General features: G+C 38.0%; 25 protein-coding genes. 3 read left to right on the top strand and 22 right to left on the bottom strand.

Going from position 1 to position 22460, the window contains the following annotated elements; genetic code table 11:
• Positions 1-100: 100 nt before the first annotated feature.
• From CSV70_RS01025 to CSV70_RS01010, 4 genes are all read right to left on the bottom strand, one after another.
• Complete coding sequence (locus CSV70_RS01025; RefSeq protein ID WP_143560912.1) at positions 101-691, bottom strand: hypothetical protein; 591 nt, start codon at positions 689-691, stop codon at positions 101-103.
• Positions 692-955: 264 nt separating this feature from the next.
• Complete coding sequence (locus CSV70_RS01020) at positions 956-2179, bottom strand: glycosyltransferase (protein ID WP_143560911.1); 1224 nt, start codon at positions 2177-2179, stop codon at positions 956-958.
• A 63-nt stretch (positions 2180-2242) separates the two neighbouring features.
• Positions 2243-3322, bottom strand: a complete 1080-nt coding sequence (locus CSV70_RS01015) for a glycosyltransferase family protein (protein WP_099660863.1) — start codon at positions 3320-3322, stop codon at positions 2243-2245.
• A gap of 416 nt (positions 3323-3738) precedes the next feature.
• Positions 3739-4125: an HsmA family protein gene (locus CSV70_RS01010; protein ID WP_085132822.1), complete on the bottom strand. Its 387-nt coding sequence runs from the start codon at positions 4123-4125 to the stop codon at positions 3739-3741.
• A gap of 177 nt (positions 4126-4302) precedes the next feature.
• On the opposite strand from CSV70_RS01010, the gene CSV70_RS01005 reads away from it, so the two are divergent.
• Positions 4303-5226, top strand: coding sequence for an LCP family glycopolymer transferase (locus tag CSV70_RS01005; RefSeq protein WP_099660862.1), 924 nt, complete (start codon positions 4303-4305; stop codon positions 5224-5226).
• 295 nt (positions 5227-5521) lie between these two features.
• On the opposite strand, the gene mdh is transcribed toward CSV70_RS01005, so the two are convergent.
• The 15 genes from mdh to CSV70_RS00930 form a co-directional block, all read right to left on the bottom strand.
• A complete protein-coding gene (mdh, locus tag CSV70_RS01000; RefSeq protein WP_099660861.1) occupies positions 5522-6472 on the bottom strand; it encodes a malate dehydrogenase in 951 nt (316 codons plus the stop codon).
• A 30-nt stretch (positions 6473-6502) separates the two neighbouring features.
• Positions 6503-6901, bottom strand: coding sequence for a BMC domain-containing protein (locus CSV70_RS16830; protein ID WP_369822329.1), 399 nt, complete (start codon positions 6899-6901; stop codon positions 6503-6505).
• 16 nt (positions 6902-6917) lie between these two features.
• The gene (locus CSV70_RS00990) at positions 6918-7520 is read right to left on the bottom strand and encodes a hypothetical protein (RefSeq protein WP_085132818.1); all 603 of its coding nucleotides are present in this window, start codon (positions 7518-7520) and stop codon (positions 6918-6920) included.
• Entirely contained in the window at positions 7513-8169 is a 657-nt protein-coding gene (gene pduL / locus CSV70_RS00985; protein ID WP_099660860.1) for a phosphate propanoyltransferase, read from the bottom strand. The genes CSV70_RS00990 and pduL overlap by 8 nt, the downstream gene beginning before the upstream one ends.
• A 19-nt stretch (positions 8170-8188) precedes the next feature.
• Entirely contained in the window at positions 8189-8476 is a 288-nt protein-coding gene (locus CSV70_RS00980) for a BMC domain-containing protein (RefSeq protein WP_085132816.1), read from the bottom strand.
• A gap of 18 nt (positions 8477-8494) precedes the next feature.
• Positions 8495-8773, bottom strand: a complete 279-nt coding sequence (locus CSV70_RS00975; RefSeq protein ID WP_099627283.1) for a BMC domain-containing protein — start codon at positions 8771-8773, stop codon at positions 8495-8497.
• A 6-nt stretch (positions 8774-8779) separates the two neighbouring features.
• Positions 8780-9052, bottom strand: a complete 273-nt coding sequence (locus CSV70_RS00970) for a EutN/CcmL family microcompartment protein (protein WP_099627282.1) — start codon at positions 9050-9052, stop codon at positions 8780-8782.
• A gap of 32 nt (positions 9053-9084) precedes the next feature.
• Positions 9085-9372: a BMC domain-containing protein gene (locus CSV70_RS00965; protein ID WP_085132813.1), complete on the bottom strand. Its 288-nt coding sequence runs from the start codon at positions 9370-9372 to the stop codon at positions 9085-9087.
• 19 nt (positions 9373-9391) lie between these two features.
• The gene (locus CSV70_RS00960; protein ID WP_099660859.1) at positions 9392-10942 is read right to left on the bottom strand and encodes an aldehyde dehydrogenase family protein; all 1551 of its coding nucleotides are present in this window, start codon (positions 10940-10942) and stop codon (positions 9392-9394) included.
• 50 nt (positions 10943-10992) lie between these two features.
• A complete protein-coding gene (locus CSV70_RS00955; protein WP_099627280.1) occupies positions 10993-11274 on the bottom strand; it encodes a hypothetical protein in 282 nt (93 codons plus the stop codon).
• Positions 11274-12029, bottom strand: a complete 756-nt coding sequence (locus CSV70_RS00950) for an HAD family hydrolase (RefSeq protein WP_085132810.1) — start codon at positions 12027-12029, stop codon at positions 11274-11276. Before CSV70_RS00950 ends, CSV70_RS00955 begins: the two co-directional genes overlap by 1 nt.
• Positions 12029-13423: an ethanolamine permease gene (eat, locus tag CSV70_RS00945; protein WP_099627279.1), complete on the bottom strand. Its 1395-nt coding sequence runs from the start codon at positions 13421-13423 to the stop codon at positions 12029-12031. Before eat ends, CSV70_RS00950 begins: the two co-directional genes overlap by 1 nt.
• A 57-nt stretch (positions 13424-13480) precedes the next feature.
• Positions 13481-14512 carry a phosphotransferase enzyme family protein gene (locus CSV70_RS00940; protein WP_099660858.1) on the bottom strand — a complete coding sequence of 344 codons (1032 nt, stop codon included), beginning with the start codon at positions 14510-14512 and terminating at the stop codon, positions 13481-13483.
• A 27-nt stretch (positions 14513-14539) separates the two neighbouring features.
• The gene (locus tag CSV70_RS00935) at positions 14540-15790 is read right to left on the bottom strand and encodes a class-III pyridoxal-phosphate-dependent aminotransferase (RefSeq protein WP_099660857.1); all 1251 of its coding nucleotides are present in this window, start codon (positions 15788-15790) and stop codon (positions 14540-14542) included.
• 118 nt (positions 15791-15908) lie between these two features.
• Entirely contained in the window at positions 15909-16685 is a 777-nt protein-coding gene (locus tag CSV70_RS00930) for a DeoR/GlpR family DNA-binding transcription regulator (RefSeq protein WP_085132806.1), read from the bottom strand.
• A gap of 481 nt (positions 16686-17166) precedes the next feature.
• Here CSV70_RS00930 and fabG point away from each other — a divergent pair, with 481 nt between their 5' ends.
• Together fabG and CSV70_RS00920 are read left to right on the top strand one after the other, a co-directional pair.
• Positions 17167-17931: a 3-oxoacyl-ACP reductase FabG gene (gene fabG / locus CSV70_RS00925; RefSeq protein WP_085132805.1), complete on the top strand. Its 765-nt coding sequence runs from the start codon at positions 17167-17169 to the stop codon at positions 17929-17931.
• A gap of 374 nt (positions 17932-18305) precedes the next feature.
• A complete protein-coding gene (locus CSV70_RS00920; RefSeq protein WP_099660856.1) occupies positions 18306-19682 on the top strand; it encodes an SGNH/GDSL hydrolase family protein in 1377 nt (458 codons plus the stop codon).
• A 175-nt stretch (positions 19683-19857) separates the two neighbouring features.
• On the opposite strand, the gene CSV70_RS00915 is transcribed toward CSV70_RS00920, so the two are convergent.
• The 3 genes from CSV70_RS00915 to CSV70_RS00905 form a co-directional block, all read right to left on the bottom strand.
• Complete coding sequence (locus CSV70_RS00915; RefSeq protein ID WP_233191739.1) at positions 19858-20073, bottom strand: excalibur calcium-binding domain-containing protein; 216 nt, start codon at positions 20071-20073, stop codon at positions 19858-19860.
• Positions 20074-20573: 500 nt separating this feature from the next.
• A complete protein-coding gene (locus CSV70_RS00910; RefSeq protein ID WP_099660855.1) occupies positions 20574-21542 on the bottom strand; it encodes a sensor domain-containing diguanylate cyclase in 969 nt (322 codons plus the stop codon).
• Positions 21535-22365, bottom strand: coding sequence for an alpha/beta fold hydrolase (locus tag CSV70_RS00905; RefSeq protein WP_099660854.1), 831 nt, complete (start codon positions 22363-22365; stop codon positions 21535-21537). Before CSV70_RS00905 ends, CSV70_RS00910 begins: the two co-directional genes overlap by 8 nt.
• Positions 22366-22460: the final 95 nt, after the last annotated feature.

Raw genomic sequence — 22460 nt, 5'->3', positions numbered from 1 at the left:
AATGTATCATGACTCCTTTACGGCATATTTGTTGGATTCGTTCAATGAATAGCAAAACGGTTATCCAGAAAAGTTAATAGTACTAGATAACCGTTCGTTTTTATTGTTTTACTGCGTCGCTCTGAACTTTGTCACGGCGTACCTTCTTTTTCTCTTTATACTCATCTTGGAAGCTATTCGAATAAGCTTTATGATAGCCATTTGATTCCAAACTTCTTTCTACAGAATTCATTATTTCGTTAAACATTCTATCGCTCTGTAATTCAAGAGCTTCCACTGCACTGTTATATTTAGTGTACCTATAGGCATAACTGACATTTTTTCCTTTTGTAGCGTATTCATTTTTTGCATGTTCAATCAACTCATAATATTTATCATCTGTTTGTTTATGAAAATTCGTAATGACCGATTCATATTTATTTTTTATTTGTGCAACAGTTATCCGTTCAGGATATTTCTCGGAGTTTGAATCGGCTTTAGTAGGGATGGATGCTTTATGAATGGATATTGGACTTTCTTTACTATCCATTTCATTAGGATTTGACGAAAACTCTTTTCTACCCGTGTTTTCCTTTTCGGCATATTCCTTTTTAATTGTTCCACCTGTATGATCAACAACAAGTCTTGTCCCATTTGGCAATACGGTATGATAGGGATGTTCTAAAATCCGATCTATCTGTTGATCCGCCACGTTGTATTCTTTGAACTGAAATATATATAGGAGATAGCCGCCACTCACGGCAATAAGTGCTAACACAATGGATAACAGAATTATTAGTCTCCTTTTCATAAAGATCACCTCACTCGAGATATTTTATATACATTTTTCAGATGTCTAATTGGATACATACTATCAATTGGTGTAACCTACTAAGTATTTGAAGTTTAAGAGACGTCGACTTGTTCAAAAGCATTTTCCGCACTATATTGCACATATCCAATGCATATATTCTTTTTACTGTATTTGTTGTATTAACTTTAATAGCTTCTCTGCTTGAACGATATTATTCTTTTCTAAAAGCACGAATTCTTTCGCTTTTAACCCTTTCTCATGTAGTTCTTCTTTTGATTTACCTAATACATGTTGTAATGTCTTAGTTAAACCTTCTAGGGATTCATCTTCAATCAAATAAATATAGTCATAATATTCCTCTGGCATGCCTGCAAGCTTTGTAGTGAGTGTAGGTGTTCCTGATGCCATATATTCCATATTTTTTGATGGGTAGGAGTACTTGGTATACTCTTCATCGGTCGGTCTTGGATTAATGAGTAACGTAGATTTTAGTTGCTCATTCACAATATACTGATTAAGCTTCACACCAAAATACCGTATAGTAGGATGTTGGGCACAAATCTGTTGCAGTTCATCGACGAAATCTCCATCTCCATATATATGGAGTTCACTGCCTTCTACATTTGCATGTATGAAAGCTCTTGTTAGTTTTTCTATGCCATATATTTTCTTTAAAGAGCCCGCATACTGACAGACTATTCCAGGATACTTCCCTTCAAGCGTATTACGTAGTTTAACTACCTGACTATCGATGTGTCCTTCCATGACAATATAGGGCTTCCCTTCTTTATTAATCAACTCATTCATCTGCTCTGTTAAAAATATATAACTATCAAATTTTTGCAGGATAAAATTATTCAGTTTAACAGTGAAGTTTTTAAACCGTGAAATCCGTTCTGTATGGCTATTTTTATTACTTGAAGCTAAGTGTGAAGGAATATCTGTTACAATTCCTATCGTTTTCACTCCTTTAATTCTTCCAGCCATAATATTAGCCATAGATGTTGTAATATTTAACACATCCCCTACAATGACGGTGTCACGATCACATCGTTTGATCACAGTATAAAGTACAGTAAAAAATGCAAATACGTTTTTAATTAGAGGTAAATTTACAATCGATATATAGTAGTAATTCACTTTATTCTTTATTTCAGATTCACTTTTTAAATAGTTCTTCTTGAAATTACTTCTATTTATCGGCAACTTTGAAATAACGTGAACGTTTACATGATCCAAAGCGGAAAGACCTTCACATAACAATCTGTGATACTTCATAGCTTGTTGTAAAGGCTTTTTCTCACTCTTTGAAAATAACTTATCATATGTGCTTTCAGATGATACTGTCACGCTATATAGTATATTGACTACCTTCCCCCTTTTCATTGGATACACCAAGACAACACTTCTATTTTATTAGCATAGATAGTATTCTTGTATAATTCCATTTCACTCATCTCCCCGTTTATATTTACTTGTATCTCCACTAATTAATTCTTCCAATCTCATTTTAAAGTTCGCATTTTCCTCTATAACAGTATGCAAAAACGCTTCCCTTCCTTTTTCATACTCTGCTTCGTTAAAGTTATTTACATATTGATTGAGTTTCTGTGATATTTCACCCAATGAATCTACTACTAGCCCTAATTTATATTGCTCAATTACATCAGATAAATACGTATTATTTAACGAGAGCAATGGCTTTCCGTGTATTACGGCATTATATAATCTATTGCTTAAACATGTCCTATTATTGATATGATCACTGAACAAAAGCATATTGACTAAATCCGCTTGTTTGTATAACCATACTTCCTCATTCTTTTGGTATCTTCCTTTAACCGATACATTATGTATCTCTTTTTCTTTTACATATTGTTCAATGTCTTCATTAATCATTCCATCGCCATGAAATTTCAAAAAGTAGTCAGGATTATTTTGCAGTTCATGGATCAATTGAAGATTGACATCTAAGTTTGTAATAGTGCCTACGTATGAGATATTTAGCGGTCTTCCAACTGATTTCAAAATCGGTCGCTCCAATTTTCCTATGTTTTTCACGGTTGTATTATGATTAATAACGTATTTCGAACTTGTAGGTAGCCACTCTTTATATCCTGGAGATGAAATAGTAGTAAAAAAAGAAGAATCAATGGATTTTTTTATAGTAAATAATTTTAACGACTTATTATAATCTCTAATATCCATAATATAATTCTCTTTATACCTTTTCTGTAGATAGGCTTTTAAAAAGTACGTTAATTGAATTCCAAACACAATCACTTTATCGAATTCACTATGTTTCAATTGCCTCACTATAAAACGAGAATACCTATAGTAGCTTAAATAGCCTCTTTGATGCCCTACTTTTTTATCTTTATATGATAAGATGTTGCCTTCTTGCCCTAGATGTAATCGATCCCAGTTGATGATAGTAAAGTCCACTTCATTTTCTTTGAGTATTTTTACATAGTTATCTACGTACGGCATAAAAAGCATATTCGATGGGCAAATTAGGGCTATTTTCATATTCCATCTCCTTTTTCATGTCTTCTCTATCGTACGAATAGTAGTTATACTACTGCCAATCGATTGCCTGTAGACAATTCATCCCATATACAACGTTATTACTTTACTCTATATCCACATATTATAACAAATTTTCTGATAATTTGACGAGGAATTCTTGTAGAACAGCCATAATATAATGAAGTTTCAATATACTTTACATCACAAGAATATTCTTTTTATTCAACCTATTGTTTTGATTATACTACACATTTTTCGTTTTATGTTGTAAAACAACACAAAAAGTGTTATTTTATAAGTGAACCTATCAAACTTCTTATCCATCACTACATGCAAAAACCAAGCTGTCATAAACAGCTTGGTTTAGTTAACTATATAATACCTACATCTAGCGTCCATCAAGTAAAAATTCTCTCTTAAATCACACCGGTGCCTAACAATATCCCAAGTACAAACGACACAACCCAAAGCGACCAAACACCTAAACTGAATTTGTGGAACTGATGCTTCGCTTTTTCGTTTCCTTTATTGTAAACCCAAACAGCCCAAACCAAGTGAAACGCCATCAAAACCAAAGCGGCTCCTCCTGTTATTTGATGAAGGCCAATCGACGAACCTCCACCTTGTGACGCAATTCGATTCATCAGAGTAGTACCGATTGTGTCGAACACAAGACCACCTACAAAGAAAAGCAAATGCTTAAAACGAATTGTACCACTGACTTTCTCCCCGAATACACCAATACTATACAGAATTAAGGCGACTACCATTGCCATGGAAGCAACGATCAATAAAGGACTCATGCTATTCATCTCCGTCTCTAGTTTATAAGTCCACTATAACCCAGTAATATGAACAGAAAATAAACTTCTCTATCGACTTTCAAACTATTTTTACCGATCACGGATCACTTACCTTCCAAAGAAGTACAGAACTAGTTCATTCACGATCACTCTCTTATACGTCTGGAGGAATTGGATATGAAGAAGACAACACACAACAAACGGAATGGGCTTTTTAGATTTTTGGGTGTCTTTATTCTAATTATTGCTATTCTGGCCGCATCCGCGTACTTTAAAGTAACGAATACAGTGAAACAAATACATGAACCCATTCATCGGGTAATGTCTATTAAGCGAAAGATACCGGTTTCCATTAAAGAGCAAGAACCCATTTCCTTATTATTTCTTGGTGTGGATGAGCGCAAAGGAGATAAAGGCAGATCGGATACTATTATCGTAGTAACCATCAACCCGACGACAAATACCACAAAGATGATCAGCATTCCCCGTGACACGTACACAGAAATTCAAGGCAAGAAAGTTTGGGATAAAATCAATCATGCTTATGCTTTTGGCGGAATTGACATGTCGTTACGTACAGTGGAACACTTCCTCGACATCCCAATTGACTACGTCGTTCAAATCAATATGGAAAGCTTTAAAGATATTATAGATGCGGTAGATGGTATTACCATTAATAACCCAACGGTCTTCACTTCTCTAGGCTCTTCATTTTCAAAAGGGACTATTTCGTTAACTGGTGATCAAGCGCTGAACTATATACGGATGCGCTATGAAGATCCCCACGGTGACTTCGGACGTCAGGATCGTCAAAAACTAGTGGCTCAAGCTATGCTGCGTAAAGGAGCATCCGTGAACAGCCTCTTAAATTATCAACAAATTTTCAAAACAGTCGAGAACAACGTCCGCACGAATATGGAGTTTAACGAGATGATGGAAATCCAAAAACATTATACAGACGCTCTCGGAGAAATAGAGCAACTATTTTTCAAAAAAGGACATGGCAAAGAAATGAAGAAGACTTGGTATTACATTCCCGATCACGATGAATTAAAAGAATTGCAAAATGAATTCAAAATGCATTTGAATTTGAATGATTAACAGTAAAGTACCCCCTTTCTCCTATCACACACCCATAATAAAAGAGAAATTCTATCCGGCTTGATAGTGGATGGAATTTCTCTTTTTCTTATGCTCGAGTAAAAACTGTATTCATTGTGTCCTAATCTGGGATAATAACAACAAAAAAGTCCCTCGACTGATTGCTCAAGAAACTAATTTATTTTATCCGTATTCAATTATCTTACTAGCATCTACATTATCTCAGGTGTGATGATCGTAACTTAGAAGTCATGTGAGACATTAGCACACGTGAGGTTCATGTTTCTAAAACATACTATTTATCCAGCTTATTTATCGATTCTAAAACCTGTCGAACTGACTTCTCAGAGCGGTTCAATGCATTCTTTTCCTCTTCATCCAATGGTAATTCAATAATACTTTCAATGCCATTACCGCCAAGAATTGTAGGAACTCCAAAATAAATATCTTTAAAACCATACTCACCATCTAAATAGGCTATAGCTGGCAAAACCCGTTTTTTATCTAGTAAAATAGCTTCTGTCATTTGTACAAGGGCTGCGGCAGGGGCATAGTATGCACTACCTTGACCGAGTAAGCTAACAATTTCTCCCCCGCCTTTTCGGGTGCGTTCCACAATTTTTTCAATCCGATCAGATGAAAGTATTTTATCTAATGGGATACCTCCGACGTGAGAATATTGAATTAGTGGTACCATATCATCTCCATGTCCACCTAATACAAATCCTGACACATCCTCTACCGAAATATTCAGTTCCATCGCAACAAATGTATTAAAACGAGCTGTATCTAATACCCCTGATTGACCAATTACGCGATTCTTAGAAAATCCGGTTGTTTTATAGCAAACATAAGTCATTGCATCCACTGGGTTACTTAAAACTAACACATAGCTCTCAGGAGCATAATAGGCAACTTTTTCTGAAACTTCCTGCATTATTTTTGCGTTTATTGTCACCAGTTCATCCCTACTCATACCTGGTTTACGTGCAATACCTGCAGTAATGATTACGAAATCTGAATCCCTTATATCTTCGTAATTAGACGTACTAACTACTTTTGAATTCGTTCTTTGAATAGGGCCAATTTGTTGGATATCTAAAGATTTCCCTTTGGCAGTATTCTCAAGGGTGGGAATATCAACTAGCATTATATCCCCTAATTCCTTTTGTGCCAGTAAAAGTGCAACTGTAGATCCCGTATGTCCAGCACCAATAACCGTGATTTTTTTCCGGATAAAAGCCAAAATATTACCTCCCTTTTACCTAGATTAATATTACTTTTTTGTTTTCCCACTTTTAGTTTCTCCATCAACTGCTATAGAATTATCCACTTGTTTTTGCACGCTTTCTACTCTGGCATTCTTCTTTTGTTTTTTCTTTTTCCCCAACTCTGTTTCTGATAAAAGTATTTTTGACATCGACTCATCAAGGTTTGGTATTGTATGACTCGCAATAAGCTCACCTACTTTGGCAGCAGCGATTTCCCCTGCTTCGATAGCTGCCGTTACGGCACCGACATCTCCTTCAATTACTACAGTGACAAGTCCCGCGTCGATTTGTTCGTGTTTAACTAATCGGATGTCTGCAGATTTCAACATAGTATCCGCTGCTTCGATAGAACCTATGAAACCTTTTGTCTCAATCATACCAATTGCTTTCCCCAAAATATTCACCACTTTCCTTGAATACTTATTCAATTACTGTAATTACTTTTTCAAGCTCCTTGGCAGTATCGCGAGCCAATGGAGTAACAATAGTGGTAGGTCCAATAAAAATAACTTTACTCAAAGTATTTCTCACTATTTTTTCAGTTAAAAGCTTTTCAACTATAGGGGTATTTACACCTTTACGAGACATTGTAAAATTGTTCAATGTCGTAAACTGAACGCCGAAGCTCTCAAGCTGTTCTTTATGTGCAAACAGATAGCTTTTATACGGCGTGTACTTTTCATCCGGGTACAATAACCACTCTAAGTCCTTTGATGGAATCATCGTGATTTTCTTGCCATTCAATAAAAATGTAGCAAGCCACTTACTACACGGATCATCCGCTAAACCCATCGCTCCTTTTACGAGAAGGTTTTGTGAAACATCACAAAACAATACATGATCTGTACTTTCCTCTGGGTTCTTAGTTACTTTCCAATCTCTGTTCAAAGTTTGAACAGTTTCGTTGTCAGCATGATGAACATATAAAAGAGGCAATGATGTATCATTTACAAATAGCTTTGATTTCCCCAACTGATTTAGCACTTCTTGAACTATGTCCTCAATTATATTTTTATTATTCATTTTCCCGCTCATTATAACGAATTTTACCGAACGAGCCACTTTCAATAGCACCCGCATTAGCTTCATCCGTATCAATATGCATATCCATTATGTAGTTGGGAGACACGCGGATAAGCACTTTTTCAAAAGTTACAGGTCTCTCATTTTGTACTGTCACTTTTACATAATCGCCATTAGTTACTTTGAGCGTTTCTGCATCATCCGGGTGCATATGGATATGCGCTTTCGCTACGATCAAGCCTTCTTTTAAATAGACACTTCCCTTTGTGCCAACTAACGTAATAGAAGCTGAATCTTTAATTTCTCCCGATTCTCGCAACGGTGGATTCACTCCTAGTTTAATTCCATCCGTTTTGCTCACTTCCACTTGAGACACACTACGAGCGGGTCCGAGAATACGAACTGAATGTATACTGTCACGTGGCCCAATTAAAGCGACAGTTTCGTTAGCAGCAAATTGTCCAGGTTGTGATAGATTTGATTTTTTCGTTAATTCATACCCCGGTCCAAATAACGTTTCGATATCCTCTTGACATAAATGACAATGTCTTGCTGAAATAGAAATCGGGATGGCATGATTATTTGATGAATTTTTAGTCATCTCTTTAATGACATCTTCCACAATTGATTGAATTACCTCCCCATTCATAAAGTCCCCTCCTTTAGTATCAATTTAAAGAATCAGCTTTTGGCAATAAACTCTCTAACTCATTATGCGGTCGTGGGATTACATGAACTGAGATCAGCTCACCCACTCTTTGTGCTGCAGTAGCTCCTGATTCTGTCGCTGCCTTTACAGCCCCAACATCACCTCTCACTAGGACGGTTACAATGCCGCCACCAACATGGACTTTACCTACTACTTGAACATTTGCAGATTTCACCATTGCATCAGCCGCTTCTATAGATGCTACTAATCCTTTTGTCTCTATCATTCCTAAAGCTTCGCTACTCATATTATATTCCTCCTATTTTCATACATTATTTTTCAACATACTAGTAATGGTCTCTCGCATCGGTCTCGCTATAACTTTCGAGGCAATGAATACACCTGCTGTATTAGCAATGTCTCTGCCCTGTTCAATTGCCATTTGAACTGAGTCTACGTCACCTGCAACAACAATTGTATAATAGGCTTGACTCACTTCTTCTGTTGAAAGAATACGAACATTTGATGTCTTAAGCATGGAATCTGCAATAAGGATAGAGTGGGCAACTCCAAATACTTCTATCATGCCTAATGCTTCATTCATTTTTCATCACGTTCCATTCACAGGGGAATCCACAATACCAATAACGATGGCATCGATAGGGATTTTTTCATCCACTTGAATTATACTGGCAGGAGAACCCTGTGTAACAATCACTTTATCTCCTATTCCTGCACCTATACGATCCACCGCAATAATAGGCATCTCAGAAGAAACATGTTTTTGATCTAAGCCTGGTTGTATGACAAGGAACGTTAAACCTGTTAAACCATTCTCTTTACGGGTTGCCCAAATATTCTCTATGACTGTACCGATTAACATTCCTGATCTCCTGCCTTCACATCAAATATATTTCATAAGTTTACTTTTGGCAGTATGCTTGAAATTTCATTATGTGGTCGTGGAATTACATGAACTGAAAGTAATTCTCCTACTCTGCTTGCGGCCGCACTCCCTGATTCAGTGGCCGCTTTCACTGCCCCTACATCCCCTGTTACAAGAACTGTAACAATACCGCCACCAACATGTGTTTTACCTATTATTTGTACATTAGCTGCTTTGACCATTGCATCTGCTGCCTCTAAAGCGGCTACCAAACCTTTTGTTTCAATCATTCCCAATGCTCCATTAATTTCATTCATTACCTTTTCCTCCTCTTAATTACCTAGTGGACTGTCTGACTACTTGTTCTATCACATTAGAAATTGTTGCCGGATTTGAATCATGATGATTTTTATTGAGTTCTCTCATGACTTGCTCCACAACTTCTTCTAACTTGATATTGGTTTCCTGTTCAGAAATACGTTCCACGGATGTTGATCTGTCATGAGATTGTTTTGGAAGTGTAACTTCATTGATTCCGAAAGCAATTCGTTTCGTATTAAACAAATGACGCGCTGTAATATTATCTGATGAAATATTACCTCCATACGATCCGCAACCTAGCGTTAAAGATGGCATAAGTGCTGTAGTTGCACCAGCTGCACCGATTGACGCCATAGTATTGACTAAGACACGGGAAACAGGCATCGCAAGACCAAACCGTTCGGCTGACTCATCATCCGAAGTATGAATAGAACAACTATGTCCCCTTCCGATAAAATTTAAAAGTTCTCTACAAATCCGATAAGCTTCTTCTTCACTTTCTGCTGTGTATAGCGGAAAGATCGGAGCCAGTTTTTCAAGTGAAAACGGAATGCTTTTACCGATTTTGTCTTCTTCAGCAATTAATACTCTCGTGCCTTTGGGTACAGTAATACTGGCCATCTGTGCTATCCACTCTGCGGATCTACCTACTATTTTGGCATTTAACTGTCCCTCGTTAGGAGCAATCACATTGCCTAATCGTTGTTTCTCTTCTTGGTTCAAAAAATATGCACCATGATTACGTAATTCACGCATCGTTAATTCTTTAATGTTTTTATGCACAACTATCGATTGTTCTGTAGAACACAGGGTCCCATTATCAAATGTTTTGCTATCCAAAACTAATTGAACAGCTTTCTTCACGTTTGCCGACTTTTCAAAATACACGGGTCCATTACCCGGGCCGACACCATATGCTGGCTTGCCCGAACTATAAGCGGCTTTAACTAGCCCACTACCGCCCGTGGCAAGAATCAAGTCAATATCTGGATGTTGAATTAGGCCAGTAGTAGCCTCCATGGACGGTTTTGAAATCCATCCAATAAGTCCTTCAGGCGCTCCCGCCAATATAGCTGCTTCTGAACAAATCTTTAAAGCTTCTACCGTGCAATAGGCTGCTGTAGGATGGGGACTTACTACGATTGCATTTCCGGCTTTTAATGAAATCAATGTCTTGAAAATTGCTGTGGACGTCGGATTCGTCGTCGGGCAAATAGCCGCAATAACCCCAAATGGATAGGCTACTTCTGTTAATTTCAGCTTCTGATCACGCTCGATCACGCCTATTGTTTTTTCATCTTTTATAGACTCATATACACCCATAGATCCAAGTTCATTTTTTATTTTCTTATGCTCTACAACACCCATACTTGTTTCTTCTACAGCAATCGTTGCAAGATAGTCCGCCTTTGCAAAAGCAGCTTCAGCAATACTTTTAACTATTTGATCAATTTTTTCAGGTTGAAAATTTATAAACTTCTCTTGAGCTGATTTTGCTCTCTGTACAGCTTCCATCATCTCTGACATTGCACTATATGGAGTATTATATTGAGTAATATGAAACATCCTTTCTGCATTCGACATAAATGTTTCAAATAGGGTATGATCAGTAACCGTTAGTATTGTGTATGAAATCTAATGTTGTCTGAATTCCTACCGCTCGGTTGCCTCTTCGAATTCTTCTCAGAAATACTATTCCACTTACGCAGATCCTCCGGTGTTAAGGGCGTGAGATTGCTTTGCTTATCCATCTTGCCTCCAGTTGACCTTTGCATAGACGTTGAAATTTCATTCCAACGTTTTATTTCCGAATCTGTTAAAGAAGATGACGGTATTTTTTCTTGCCCTAATCTTTCCATAACCAATTTAGTAATTTCCGCCACAATATCTGCGTTCATTATTTTGCCTCCTTACTCCAAGAAAGTAATTCAGAGTAATTATGAATTAGTAAATCCGCTTCACGTAAATGCGTTACATCACTTCCGGTGTAACTGACTATTCCTATAGTAAACTTCACACCAGCGCTCTTTCCTAATTGAATATCCGCATTCGTATCGCCAATCATAACGGAGTTTTCTAGCTTCACTCCGTAGCGATCACGAGCGGCATATGCTAAGTCTGGGAACGGCTTACTACGTTCTACCAAATCGCTACCAATTACGAAGTTAAAGTACTTTAATATGTTCAACCTATCCAACTGTTCATTCGCTTTGTCCGTATCATCTGCAGTCAAAACCCCTAAATTATACCCTTTATCAGTTAATTGAATTAGCAACTCTTCAATACCCTCAACTAATTGCAGAAACGGTGAGTGATTTTGCCGCTCATTCGCATAATCTACGCTATCTCTTGCATATAAAAGTGCGCTGTCCCAAGACATTCCTTTTGTGTAAAGCAAAAATGCAATAATGGATACACTTTCTTCTACACTTCCAATTGCAAGAGGACCTTTAGGATCAATTGTACCGTCTTGCTTATTGATGCCGATTAAATGCTTGATTCCTTCAGCTTGATACGGATAGTTAGATATAGAATTTGATAGATATTGATCAACATCTTCTATCCATGGCAACCAAACTGAAGGTAAATCAATTAATGTACCATCTTTATCAAACAGGATAGTCGACTGGATGTCTTCTTGTGGAAATTTCATTAAATACTCTCCTTAACAACCTCAGGTAGTATATGCACGTCATTTTCATCAATTTGCATAAATTGTTCTTCAGGTGCATCTGCGTTAATATTATGCCGTGCCCATATGAAGTAATAAAGAATAGCTACTCCGAAAACTGCAATACTCACCCAGAAGAAAGTAAGATTTGCAAAGAAACTAGCGAAAAGGGCTATACAGGCTAATACCATTGAAACGATTGGCATAAATGGATACATGGGAGATTTATATGGTCGATGTAAAGTAGGCTCTTTTTTACGTAAGATAATAAGTGAAAGATTGACCGAGATGTACGAGATCAGTGCACCAAACGTAGCAATTAAGATCAAATCATCCGGATTAAAGAATGCGACTAAGACTAATCCAATAAAGCCAGGTAGAATGATTGCCATATATGGAGTTCGTCGTTTTGGATGTAGTTTTGAAAATATTGCTGGCAAATATCCTGCTCTTGATAAGGAAAATATTTGTCTAGAATAGGCGAGTATTACTCCTGAAAAACTAGCTATCAAACCAACCAATCCAACGGAAGCAAGTAATTGTGCCAGCCAATAGGTGCCTCCAAATGCCGCTGCAATCGCAGCAGGTAATGGATCATCCGCTGTGCTTAATTGATCGTAACCACTAAGACCAATTGCTACGGTTGTAGTTAATACAGATAAAATAATGAGTGTAAACATTCCCGACAAAATACCTTTTGGCATATCTTTTTTCGGATCACGGGTTTCCTCTGATAACATCGGTAGCATCTCGATAGCTAAGAAGAGCCACATAGCAAATGGCAAGGCAGCCCAAATCCCTTTTATGCCACCCGGGATCATAGATTGACCTTCACTTCCAAATAAATTCTCGACTTTAATTTGTGGTAATCCAACGAAATACATCAGCACTAAGAGCGCTAATGCGATGAATACCAATACAGCTTCAAGTCTTGCATATTCTTTTACGCCTAGAATATGGACAGCCATGAAGAACACATACATAACCGCAGCCGAAACAATTGGATTGACAGCTGGAAAAAGGAAGTTAATATACGCACCAATACCAATCGCTACAACTGGTGCTGCTATAACATACTGCAACATGACACCTATACCTGTAACAAAGCCTACAAAAGGACCCATGGCACGTCTAGCAAATGAATATGGTCCACCAGCAAACGGTAAAGCCGTCGATAATTCAGAAATTCCGAATGACATAAAAGCGTACATGACACCCATTATGGCTACAGCTATTAACATGCCTACATATCCTGAAGAGCTTAATCCGAAATTCCAACCAAAAAAGTTACCCGATATAACGATACCGACACCGATAACCCATAAGTTAAAAGGCGTGAGTGTTCTCTTTAATTCTAAATTCTTCTTATCACTCATAGTATTCTCCTTTTAAAAAAGTATTTTCTCTATCTTATTTCCGGTTTGCGGATTGCCCTATTTGGAATATTCAAACTCTTTTAAGTATGAAACGGCCAAGTCATCTGTTTCAACTGAATATTCAGCTCCGAGTTCTTCGGCAGTCTCATTATCGCGGCTACCAATCCAAGCAATGAGTTGCAATCTCCTCATCATAATAAATGTTGGAATTTCTCTTTCTTCTTTCGCGGATAATGAACGTATTTCCCTATACCCCTCAAGCCAAGCTTCTATCAGTTTGGGAACGTAGGAACGATGTTCAATAAAGGACAAGGACGTAGCCAAGTCATATAAGTACCAGCCAAAGCCACTGTCATCAAAATCAATCACTTGTACGATTTTTTTCTCGTTATCAATAAGAAGATTGGCATGTCGTAAATCCGCATGAATTAAACCAAAAAATTCAGGACCCTTACCAAAATCCTCCAAACGAGATTTAATCGTTTTTGAAACGCGCGTTAAAAGTTGCTCACGTTCTGGAGTGATCCCTCTGCCGTCTTGCCACCTTCCCCATTTAGGTTGTTCACCCAACAAATTATCGTAATCCCAAATAGGACGTTTAATTTCTTCAAACTTAGCATAATTAGAAATAGAATGTTGATGAAATTGCGCAGTAGTTTTTCCGATTTCTCGAAATATCCGTATTAATTTTTCTTCATTATCGACATCCGGTGTTTCGCCTTCAAGAAATGTAAATAGCACACAATGATATTCTCGATTATCTCCTTCTAATGTAACCGTTTGCAAAAATTCATTATTTGAACCTAGAATAGGCTTCGAAACCATGATGGTTGTATGTTCATCAATGGATTGTAACCATTTAACTTCACTTTCAATTTCAACTTTCTTATGATAATCTGGTCGACAAACCCGTAAGATGTATTTTTCATCTGTTACCGTATTTTCCACTAGATAAGTAGCATTTTCAGAGTAATCTAGGAGCCTGACTGAAAAGTCATCTAGCCCCTCATACATACCCTTCGCTTTTTTCGACACTTGATTAAAAAATTCAACTGACCGATCCCATGTATTCGCACTCGTATTACCCATCTTCAAAATCCCCCTTTCTACATCTCTCTACATTTTCCGAACAGCCTGACCAATACTCGTCTCTACACGATTCAACAAGTCATCACAATAGCGTTGATCTAACAATAGTCCAGGTTTAAATTGTAAAACCTTTGTATCAAGCATGGAATAAATGGCCCATACTCCATTTTCATACAATGACCTCATAATATCTTTAGCACCATCCGTTTTATTGAACTCCAGGCCAAGAATGACTCCTTTTTGACGTATCCCCGTGAATTGATCCGAATACTGATTCTTTATTCTTTCCAGGCCAGCACGTAAATATCGTGCAGTATAATCCACATTCTCTATAGTTTCGGTGCGCTGAGAGATCTCTAATACTTTCATAGCTACGACACAGCCAAGTTCCGATCCACCAAATGTAGATATATGTGCGAAGCCATCTTCATTCATCCATTGACCTACTCTATCGCTGACGATAGTAGCTGCAATAGGATATATTCCACCACTTAGACCTTTTGCAGTTACCATGATATCGGGTTTGATATTATGATGTTCAAAGCCCCACAGTTTTCCAGTCCGCAAAAGTCCTGTTTGTACTTCATCGGCAACGTATAAAGTACCGTATTTCTCACATAAACGTTTTGTCCCCTCTAGATAACCAGGGTCAGGTAAAGGGAAACCGTATGTAGCTGGTATTGTCTCAATGATTACACACGCTACATCTTCTTTGGATAGCGCTCTTTCCATTTCATCTAAATCATTGAATAAAACATTGACTACATCATCGGGGCTACCTTCACTCAAAAACAACTTTGAATAACGTTCATTTCCTAAAGAAACTGCTATTCCTGTGTGGCCATGATAGGCATATTTAAGAGAAACTACTTTTCTTCTTTTAGTTGCGTAACGTGCGCTTTTAATCGCTACATCTATAGCTTCTCCACCGCCACTTGAAAGTATGGAGTAGCGAAGATTATCTGGAGTACACTTAGCTAACTGCTCAGCCAACTGTGCACGAGCAGTCGAAGGGAAATGATGATTTCCGATATCGAAATAATCCATTGCTTCTTTTAATGATGAAATAATCTCCTGATTTCTATGTCCTAGGTTATACGTTCCACCATTTAAATGAAGGTCCATTAACTTTTTACCTTCCATATCATACAGATAATAATCTTCACGTTTACCTATTACCAAATCGACACCATCAGTTTGCCATTGTTTCGTTTTACCGGGATTCCAATACTGAATAGATTTATCTAAAACGGCTGATTTACTCATGTTATATTCCATTACTTCTATCTCCACCTTTACTTAGAAATTATTTTATCAATTAAACGTTATAGCAGAACTCTCTTCATTATCATGAAACTTTTTGGAGAGATACCATAACGTACTAGAATTTGAAGTTTCAACATTCCACATTCGCTACAATTAATTCAATTCCACTTTCTTCTAATACGTTATTCCACTCATTAGAACACTTCTTATCCGTAATAATCATGGATATATCTTTCAATGAACAAATATGAGCAAATGTTGTCCTTCCAAACTTCGAGTGATCGGCAAGTATTATCGTCTCATCTGCCCGATTCATCATTTGCCTCGAACTACTCGCTCCCTGCAAATCATAGTCAGACATACCTTCGTTAATAGATAAACCTCCTGCAGCTACAAAAGCTTTATTAGCTTTTAATTGATTTAGAATAGAAGTAGATAAAGGACCACTTGTGAATTTTTGGTTTGCTTCATACTCACCTCCAACAAAGATCACTTTCCCATGAAAATGTTCCATAGTAGCTAACAATACGGGTACTGACGGTGTGATGATGGTGATATTTTTTTTAGTAGCTAAATTAGGGATAATTCCTACTGTTGTAGTGCCATGTCCAATAATTACACTATCTCCATCTTCAACTAATTCTGCAGCCGCTTTGCATATAGCATCTTTTTCAAAACGTAGAATATCTGCTTTTAAATCAAACGGAAGCTCTAATGAAGATTTCTCTTTAACAGCACCACCATAAACCTTCTTTAAAATCCCTTCTTTCTCAAGACGATCTAAATCTCTTCGAATCGTTTCTCCAGATACTTGAAAATCACTTGCTAGCTTAGGCACATATACTTTTTCATCTCGCTCTAATGCTTCTAAAATAACTTTTTTTCTATCTTCAAATGATAATGACATAATTCAGTCTCCTATTCCGCTTATGTGTGTAACACCTCACATTCACAGTATAATAGACTCCATCACAAGAATCGAATGACAACCATCAGCGATTGTGTATTCTCTTTGATTGTTGTGGATTTATCAAAGAATATCATCGTCATTCCAATTAGTCAATAGAAAATTCAGAATTAAATAAATTATTATTTCATCTTTTAAAACTTTATACTGGTCATAGTTTTATGGTCGATTTTGTAATCACGATAATGTCTACTCTAAGCTATAACCTTTCAATAAACACATTAGGCTATAGTATTCCCAAAAAATGTGACGACTAGTAAAAGAATAAATATAGCCGATTGACTAAAAATTCCACTAATGATACTATGATTCAAATCCACAAAATACAACATTTCACTGTGGATTTAACAGGATATTCAAATTCCCCATTTATACTTCTTATTAATAGACGATTTTTAAACAATTTTAGGAGGATGATAGAATGAAGAGTCAATTTGAAGGAAAAACAGTGGTAGTAACAGGTGGAAGTAAAGGGATTGGTAAAGGAATTGCAAAAGTCTTTTCTGAGAAAGGAGCTAATGTCGCCATCATCTCTCGTGATTTAACACAAGGTCAAGAAACCGCAAATGAGTTAAAAAATAACGACAATAATGTTAGCGCTTACACCGCAGATGTAACTTCTTTACATTCATTAGAGAAAACAGCACAAACTATTCTCGGGGATTTTGGTAGTATCGATATTGTTTGTGCCAATGCGGGGATTTTCCCATCCGCTACCATAGAGGATATGACCGAAGAACAATGGGATCACGTACAAAACATTAACTCCAAAGGTACCTTTTTTACAGTTAAAGCGTTTATGCCTTATGTAAAAAAAGCTGAATACGGACGTTTCATATTAACTTCTTCCATCACTGGACCTATTACCGGCTATGCTGGATGGGCACATTACGGCGCGAGTAAGGCCGCACAACTCGGCTTCATGAGAACAGCCGCACTGGAGTTGGCCAATTATAATATCACAATTAACGCTGTCTCACCGGGTAATATCCTCACAGAAGGTTTGGATGGACTGGGTGAAGAGTATTTGAATTCTATGGCTGCCGCAATACCTTTTAAACGCTTAGGAACTGTAGACGACATAGGACATGCTGCTACTTTCTTCGCTTCTAAGGAGGCAAACTTTATCACCGGGCAAACACTTGTAGTAGATGGTGGTCAAATTTTACCTGAAAGTATTGAATGAATATAATGTATTCATAAAACTTCCCTTGCAAGATTGATGGAATAGGTTGATCAAAGGATATCCCAGATGACTAGAAACACTTAATTATTAGTCCTTTGAATTTAGCTATAAACACTTGCTTGAGTATTGCGAAAAGCGCCTATCCGCAAAAGGGATTGGCGTTTTTCATATGATTAAAGAATTTAACGAATAAAGCTATTGGCGAGATAAATCTCGACTTTGCATATAGTGTAATAAAATTTGAATCCTATAAATAACATTTAATTTTGCAGACTTTTCAGTATTCATGCTATATTATTCTAGTACGAAAAAGTCAGAAAACTTTTTCGTATGCACAACGCATCACGATTCTAACTATCAGACAGGGGGATAACATGAAAAACAAATCATGGGCAGCATTACTTTTGGCATTCTTATTAAGTGTGTCAGCTGCTACAACAGGGTTAGCGGCACAACCAGCCGAAGGGTATGACCCGGAAGACGGCATCTATGTAAAAGCGGAAAGCGATTACTATTATAATGGACGCTACTCTAACGGGCGTGTCTTTCCGGAATATCTAGCCAAGGCATTGACCGGAGAGTATGACAACTTGACAAACTATGCCGTTGGCGGTGCTTTTTCAGGCGTCCTATTTGGAACAGAAGGTAGCGACGATGAACGTTCCAACTATTCTACTTTCTTAAAAGGCTGGAGCGCTGACCAGCAAGTGAAGACATTTCTCGCAGAACATAACGGCAAAATCGATCCAGACGCTCTGTACATCATAAGCGTAGGTGGAAATGATACCTATGCAGTAGAAGATCTAGGCGCAGATCGCACTGCAGAACTGGCTAGCGACTTTTCTTTGAAAATGGTGCAAAATCTAATAGAAGGCGGTGCGAAATACATACTGCTACCTAACCGCTATGAAGATGACCGCAAAGAGTTGACCGATTTTGAAGACATAAGAAATCAACAAACCGTCCAAAAAATCAATGACTATCTAGCGTCAGATTCTACGCCAGACGATGTCCATGTTCTATATGGACATAATCAGCAACTCAAGGAAAACATCGACGAACAAGGTTTCGAAAAATTCGGCTACAAAAGTATGGGCTTCTATTTAATTTCTGACTGGGTCCCAGCATATGGATACGCAGTGGCTTCTGAAGATAATAGCGATGTGTTCCCGACTACAAAAGAAGAGGAAAAATACGGCGGCTATGGTCTCTACTCTACTGACAGCAAATACTACACACCCGAAACTGCAGGCTTTGAGCCAAATGATTTTTACTTGTATGACGAATATCACGTAAGCAACAAAACGCACCGCCACATGGCAGCCTATCTACTAAATAAAGATATAGAAACAGAAGACGGCCAGTTCAAGAACGTCTATAACGGAGAACCGAACCCATTTGCCGAAGCCATTGCAGATGGCACGATCCCGTCCGACTATTCAACGATCTACACATTCGGCGACAGCAGTATTGATTCCGGTCGTGGTCTCAGCATAACGACGGAACTTGTAAACAATCGCGACAAACAAACTACAAGTGAAAAAACACAACAGCAAAGCCCGTTAGCCTATACTGTAAAACGAGGCGACAATCTGTGGATGATCGTCAAAACGCACTATCCTAACAAGCAGACGAACACAGAAATTTCACGGCAAGTTCAAGCAGTATACGCTGCAAACAAAAATCAAATTAGACACCCCGATTTGATTTACCCGAACCAAAACTTCACACTTCCGGCTGCCAACGACTAATGAATCGGCCGTGATGATTCATTAGTCTAAAACTCAAAAAGGTTTTCCGATCCTATCCATGATCGGAAAACCTTTTAATTATATAGAGACCGGTATCACTTCCACATGACACGATAGACGATTCATAGGGGATTATGTGGTGACCTGTTACCTTCTTTGAAACATCGCTACTGCTTTATCTCTCACAAGCAATCCCGTCTTTATCTCGATCAAGTTTTGTGTGTGAGTTATATATACTAGCCGCGACAGTAGGCTTCAGTTTAGTCTTACCACCTTTATTTTTCACACTAGCATTCTTTGCAACGCCGCCAGGATATGCTTTATTCAACTCCGTACAATTCTTAAACTTCGCTGCTGCCGCTTCGGTTGATTGGATCGGTAGTAAAACCATACTGCATGCTAGTAGTGCCGGTACAACTCTCTTCGTAAATTTCATCATACTCTCTTCTCCCCTTTGTCCCACTCTCATTTTTACAACTTGTACTGAGCCATCACCATCATAAAGGCTTAAATCTAGACAGACGTCATCCATCAAATCTTCATTCGAATCTCTCATCGTTGTTCTTTTTTCTTTATTTTACAGTAAGAAATCTATTTTGCTAGTCTATTTTATCTATTGAATAGATTATTACTAGTTTTCAGAATATAAATTTATAAAATAATATTATTCTCCTACTGTAGTATAAATATACTAGCAATTGTATAAGAACCTGATACCTTCTTTAATCGTTTTCACGATCAAAAGACTCCTTTACCTTTTCCATATTCAATTACCCGAATTGTGTGGGAATTGTGTGGGGACCTGGTACCGTATCGCAATATTCAATTACCCGAATTGTGTGGGAGTTGTGTGGGGACCTGGTACCGTATCGCACCGCATCGTATCTCCCCCTACAAACCAAACGTAATCCGATTCCGTCCATTATCTTTTGAATTATACAATGCCCAATCCGCCCTAGACTGCAAGGAATTCTCTGTATCTCCTGGCATTTTGGTCGCTACCCCAATACTGACGGTAACACCATAAGTATTCCAGTCTGCCTTCTCGACCCGCCAACGAATTCTCTCCGCTATTTCTAAAGCCTCCACTTTCCCTGTTGCTGGGAGGACTACAGCAAATTCTTCTCCCCCGTAACGAGCAGCCACATCTTCTTTTCTGGATTCTTCCCTCAACATTTTTCCCAACTTCTGTAATATGCTGTCGCCCGTCAAATGACCATATGTATCATTGACGTTTTTAAAAAAGTCTATATCGATCAACAGAAAAGAAAGAGTCAAAGACTGTTCGGTATGCGGCGTGAAATAAGAAGAAAGACAGTCTTGTAGATAGTGGCGGTTCCTGAGACCTGTAAGTCCATCCGTATTGGCCATCTCGAGAAGCGTCTCATTTACCGCCAATAACTTTTTCTGCTTTGACTCCAACTCGATCTGTAAGCGCTCCAACTCTGCTATTTGCTTCACTTTCAGTAAATTGCGTGCCTCTGTTTCTTTTTTTGCCGCCAGAATCACTTCTTCATACTCGATTCTATTTTTCATGCGCAGACATGCACAGTCATTGAACACCTTTCCATCGCGTTCATGACGCAGTGCGTTCAATAGCACGGATATTTCCTGACCATCTTTGGACTTAAATGAAAAAAACATCTCTTCTACTTTATTCTGCAATCGAATCATCGGAAAAAAGTACAGCTGGTAAAAAGACCGGCTTGCGTTCGGCAATATTAAATTGATGTGTTTCCCTTGTACCTCATGAAGCTGGTAGCCAAGTAAACTAAGCAGCGTTTGATTGACTTCAAAAATCATCCCTGCATCATCAAGTGTGAAATAACCGAACGGCGCACAATCTAGTTGTCTATCCATTTGTGACAAGACTCTTGTATACAGAAGTCAAATAATGGCTAATCAGCTGAACGGTTTCTTCTGGATGACTCATATGAGGACAGTGTCCTGTCGCATCCATAATTTTCAGCGTGCTGTTCTGGAGGTGACGGTGCATATAATGCCCTACTTCCACCGGTGCAATACTATCATCGGAACACTGAAGAATGAGCGACGGCACTAGTACCTTCTTTATATCTTCACGATGATCAGAGAAAAAAGTCGCAATCGCAAAACGATGGGCAACTTCTGGATCCGTCGAGCAGAAGTTATCCTCCAATTGCTGTGACAGTTCCGGTCTTTCGGGGTTCTTCATAATGACTTGCGCTAGATAATTCGCCCAGCCAATATAATTCATATCCATCATCTGAATCAACCCTTCTAAATCTTCCTTCTCAAACCCACCGTAATAATCGGGTATTTCATTTAAGTAATAAGGAGAAGGACCTATCAATATAAGATGTTCAAATAAATCAGGCTGCTGAATAGCCGCCAGCATACCAATGATACCCCCGACAGAATGCCCGATGAATATCACTTCCTTCAACTCCAAAGCATGACACACATCAAGTACGTCCTGTGCATACCCATGAAGATCTTGATATTTTTCCGCACTATACGCTTGATAATCAGATTGCCCCGAACCGACATAATCGAATAAAACCACTTGGAAATCGTCTTCAAAGTAAGGCGCTGTCAAGCTCCACACATTCAAATCACATCCGAAGCCAGGCGCAAATAAAATGGTCTTGTCACCTTTCCCAGTGACTTTAACATTATTGCGCAAGAGAATATCTTGATTCATATTACAACCTCCATTTTTCACATTACTCTACTTAGTCATATAGTTACATTCTGACTAGTTCAATAATACTAAACTAAGTATATAGTATTTTTTGA

The sequence above is a fragment of the Sporosarcina sp. P25 genome (genome assembly GCF_002743235.1).
Taxonomy (GTDB): Bacteria; Bacillota; Bacilli; order Bacillales_A; family Planococcaceae; genus Sporosarcina; species Sporosarcina ureae_B.
This window is presented reverse-complemented; position numbering and strand designations above follow the sequence as displayed.